The organism is Bradyrhizobium sp. Unk1 (genome assembly GCF_059512345.1).
This window is the reverse complement of the sequence record NZ_JCAMOP010000133.1, coordinates 1-3390: the sequence shown is the minus strand read 5'-3', so window position 1 is coordinate 3390 and position 3390 is coordinate 1. Positions and strand designations below refer to the sequence as shown.

General features: G+C 62.3%; 3 protein-coding genes. All 3 read right to left on the bottom strand.

Features of this window, described 5'->3' with window-relative positions; all coding sequences use genetic code 11:
- Positions 1-73 precede the first annotated feature (73 nt).
- From AC5ZFO_RS47470 to AC5ZFO_RS47460, 3 genes are read right to left on the bottom strand one after another with little or no spacing between them, the layout of a single operon-like run.
- Positions 74-1087: a tyrosine-type recombinase/integrase gene (locus AC5ZFO_RS47470; protein WP_496124195.1), complete on the bottom strand. Its 1014-nt coding sequence runs from the start codon at positions 1085-1087 to the stop codon at positions 74-76.
- The gene (locus AC5ZFO_RS47465) at positions 1084-1998 is read right to left on the bottom strand and encodes a tyrosine-type recombinase/integrase (protein ID WP_496124194.1); all 915 of its coding nucleotides are present in this window, start codon (positions 1996-1998) and stop codon (positions 1084-1086) included. Before AC5ZFO_RS47465 ends, AC5ZFO_RS47470 begins: the two co-directional genes overlap by 4 nt.
- Positions 1998-3236, bottom strand: a complete 1239-nt coding sequence (locus AC5ZFO_RS47460) for a tyrosine-type recombinase/integrase (protein ID WP_496124193.1) — start codon at positions 3234-3236, stop codon at positions 1998-2000. The genes AC5ZFO_RS47465 and AC5ZFO_RS47460 overlap by 1 nt, the downstream gene beginning before the upstream one ends.
- Positions 3237-3390: the final 154 nt, after the last annotated feature.

The following is a 3390-nucleotide window of genomic DNA, read 5'->3' as shown; positions in this document are numbered from 1 at the left end:
AATTATGCGGAGCCCACGATTATGCGGAGTGTGCGGCGGGAAGTTGGTTCCCGCCGCGGTCTTCTCGCCTATTTCACTCCGCATAATTCGGCTTGCGTCCGGCCACATTCAGCATGGCCAGGAGCTTGTCGGGCGCCCGGAATCGACCGGGCGTCAGCATCGGCGGCGACATGGCGGCGAGCGCTTCGAGCTTCTCTGTCGGATCGGCGCGAAGGTAGACCTCGGTGCTTTGCAGGCTGGCGTGTCCGAGCCATAGCGAGACTTTCCGGACGTCGCGAGTCGCCTGAAGCGTATGCATGGCGCAGGTATGGCGCAGTACGTGAGGACTGACGCCTTTGCCGGCGATCGACGGCGCCTTGCGAGCGGCGACGGCGACATGCTTGGTCAGGATGTATTCAAAGCCCGAGCGGGTCATCGCCTGAGCACGGGCGTTGAAGAACAGCTCAGGAGCGTCGGTGACTGGGCGCACTTTGAGCCAAGCCTTCACAGCTGCAGCCGTTTGTTTCCAGAGCGGCAAGACACGTTCACGACGGCCCTTACCCATGATGTGCACGCTGGACATGGTCTGGCGGTCGATCTGATCGAGCCGGAGGCCGACCAGCTCCGACACGCGCATGCCTGCGGCGAAGGCCAGATGCAGCATGGCTCGATCACGGATGCCGGACACGGTGCTCGCGTCTGGCGCATCTAACAGAGCCTGCAGCTCGTCACGAGTGAGATAGCCGACGAGCGCCTGATCGGTCTTCTTCATCGGGATCGCATGGATCCGACGTGATTGGTCGAGGCCGGATGGCACCCTGTATTCCAGATAGCGGAAGAACGAGTTGATCGCAGCGAGCCGGGCATTGCGAGTTCGCGCCGAGTTGCCGCGCTGCTTCTCTAGATGCTCCAGGAATGCCAAGATGAGCGGCGCGTCGAGCCGTTCGATCTCGATCTTCGATGGCTTGAGCTTGAGCCGGCCGGCGGCAAATTGGAGCAACAGCTGGAAGCTCTGGGCATACGCCTCGCAGGTATGCTGGCTCGCCCTGCGTTCTTTGGGCAGGTGCTCGCGCAGGAAGCTGCTCAGGTAGGGGGCGAGCGCAGTCATGCGGCGCCTCCAATGAGCAATGCCTCGCCGGCCTCGGCGATCTGGCCCATTAGGGTCGGCGTCGCCTGCAAGTACCAATAGGTGTCGGTCACGTGGGCGTGGCCGAGGTAGGTGCTGAGCGCCAGGATATGGCGGGCGATCGCAGCACGATCGTAGCGGCACTGCTCCAGCGAGCGGACCGCGAAGGTGTGGCGCAGATCGTGGATGCGCGGATCTCGCCCCGCGTAGGCGCCCCTGAGATTGGTACTGTCGAGGAGTTGCAGGAAGATGCGTCGCACGGTGTTGTAGGGCAGCGACTGTCCGGCAACCGATACGAAGAGAGCACGATCTGTGGTGATCAGCGACCGCCGGGTGACCAGATATCTGTCGAGCGCCTGCCGAGCTGTTGCGTGAAGTGGCAACAGCCGGCTCTTCTGGAACTTGGTCTGTCGGACGACGAGCCCATCGGCAGTTACATCGTCGATCCGCAGCGCCAAAGCTTCCGCGATCCGCATGCCGGTAGCGGTGAGCAGGCCGAAGAGCGTTACATACATGGTCGGTCTGATCGAGCCTACCGGCCGGAGTGCCGCCGCAGCGCGAAGCAATCGTGCGATCTCGTCCGCACTATAGATATAAGGCGATCGCCGCTTGACGACAGCGTGGCCGAGTGCATCCGCCGCCGGAACCTGATGGCGCGGATTCTCGGCATGCATCGCCAGCGCGAACCGCCGTACGGTAAGCAACCGGTTGCGGCGCTGCTCCGGTGACGGCGCTCGTGCGGCCCATGCCAGGACCCGGGCACTTCTGATGTGCCGGTCGCCGTGCTCCTCGGCGAAGCTGACGTAGCCCCTCAGCAGGATTTGCTGGACACGGAACTTGAACCCCAGCGACTGCTGCTGGTCCACATATTTGGCCAGATATTGACTCAGCATCACGCATCTCCCGGCCAGGGCTGCGCAATCTGCAGCAGCATCGTCACGTCGACTTTGGCATAGTGCGCGGTCATGTCAGGCGAGCGGTGGCGGAGCACGGCACCAACCGTGTCGAGCGTCGCGCCGCCCCGCAGCATGGCCGTCGCGGCCGAGTGTCGAAGCAAGTTGGCCCCATTCGACGGAGCGGTGATGCCGGCCTTTCGTATTGCACAGCGCACAACGTCAGAGACTACGCTCGACCTTGTCAGTGGCCGGATTGGTGCGTTCAACATGAAGAAGATTGGACCACCGACGACGAGCGGCCGGGCTTGATCCAGATAACCGAGCACGGCATCACCGGCGTCTTGCGGCAATGGTAATCTCGTTTCCCGGCGCCCCTTGCCACGAACCGACAGCGTGGCTTGTTGCCAATCAATATCGGTGAGACGAAGAGAAAGAATGTCGCCGGCTCGCAAACCAAGTCGCGCCAACAGCAGCAGGATCGCCCGATCACGCACGCCAGTCGCCGTGGTCTGATCGCACGTTGCAATCAACGTCTCGACATCCGACGAGCTGATGTATCGCGGCAGCGACGACAGTCGCCACTGCGGAATGATTGGCACAGCTTGATCGAGTCCAGCTCGGCACAACCCCCTCGCGCTGAGGAACCGCAAATATCCTCTCAGCGCCATCGTCATCGTCTTCACATAGGCCAGCGAGACCCGTTTCGTCTCTGCAATGATCACGTCGCGAATGAGTTGGGCATTCCAGCTTCGCGGCTTGCTGCCAAGCGCCGGGAGCAGCCGCATGATCATGCGACCATGTCGATCGATTGTCAGCTCTGTGACGCCGCGATGCTGCCGCAGCCAGTCCCGGAACTCGACTACCCACCGGTCGAGCGTCGGTAATGCGAGCTTCGGCTTGCGCTGGACGATCCCGCGCTCGCCGAGAAACTCGACGAACCGGCGCACCCGCCTCACGTACTTCTTGGACACGCCCTTCAGGCGACGTATGCCGGGGCATCGACAGCGATGCCGAGCGAACCGATCGGTGACGCCATCATCGATGTCGGTGACTGCGACCTTGGACAGCGTCAGCCATTGCGCGAGGTGACGGGCTGCGGCGTCATAGCCGCTCACCGTCAAGCTCGTATGCCCCAACACCGTCAGGTGTCGTGTGAACTCCGTCACCAGCGGGGCGAGATCGCCTGCGTCCATGCAGCGCAGTCCGTGGCAGTGATCCTCACTCAACTTGGCCATTCCTTGTCTCCCTTCCGTTGCCATCAAGGCAGGAAGGGGGGCCTCAGATTATGCGGAGTGAGAAAGAGGGCAGCAGGAACTAAACTGTTGATAACGAAGTGGGTCTCGGATTGAACGGCCGCACACTCCGCATAATCGTGGGCTCCGCATAATT

Bases quoted from the DNA above. Each gene is read 5' to 3' on its own strand.
- AC5ZFO_RS47460 (WP_496124193.1), bottom strand. From the start codon at position 3,236: ATGGCCAAGTTGAGTGAGGATCACTGCCACGGACTGCGCTGCATGGAC.
- AC5ZFO_RS47470 (WP_496124195.1), bottom strand. From the start codon at position 1,087: ATGACTGCGCTCGCCCCCTACCTGAGCAGCTTCCTGCGCGAGCACCTG.
- AC5ZFO_RS47465 (WP_496124194.1), bottom strand. From the start codon at position 1,998: ATGCTGAGTCAATATCTGGCCAAATATGTGGACCAGCAGCAGTCGCTG.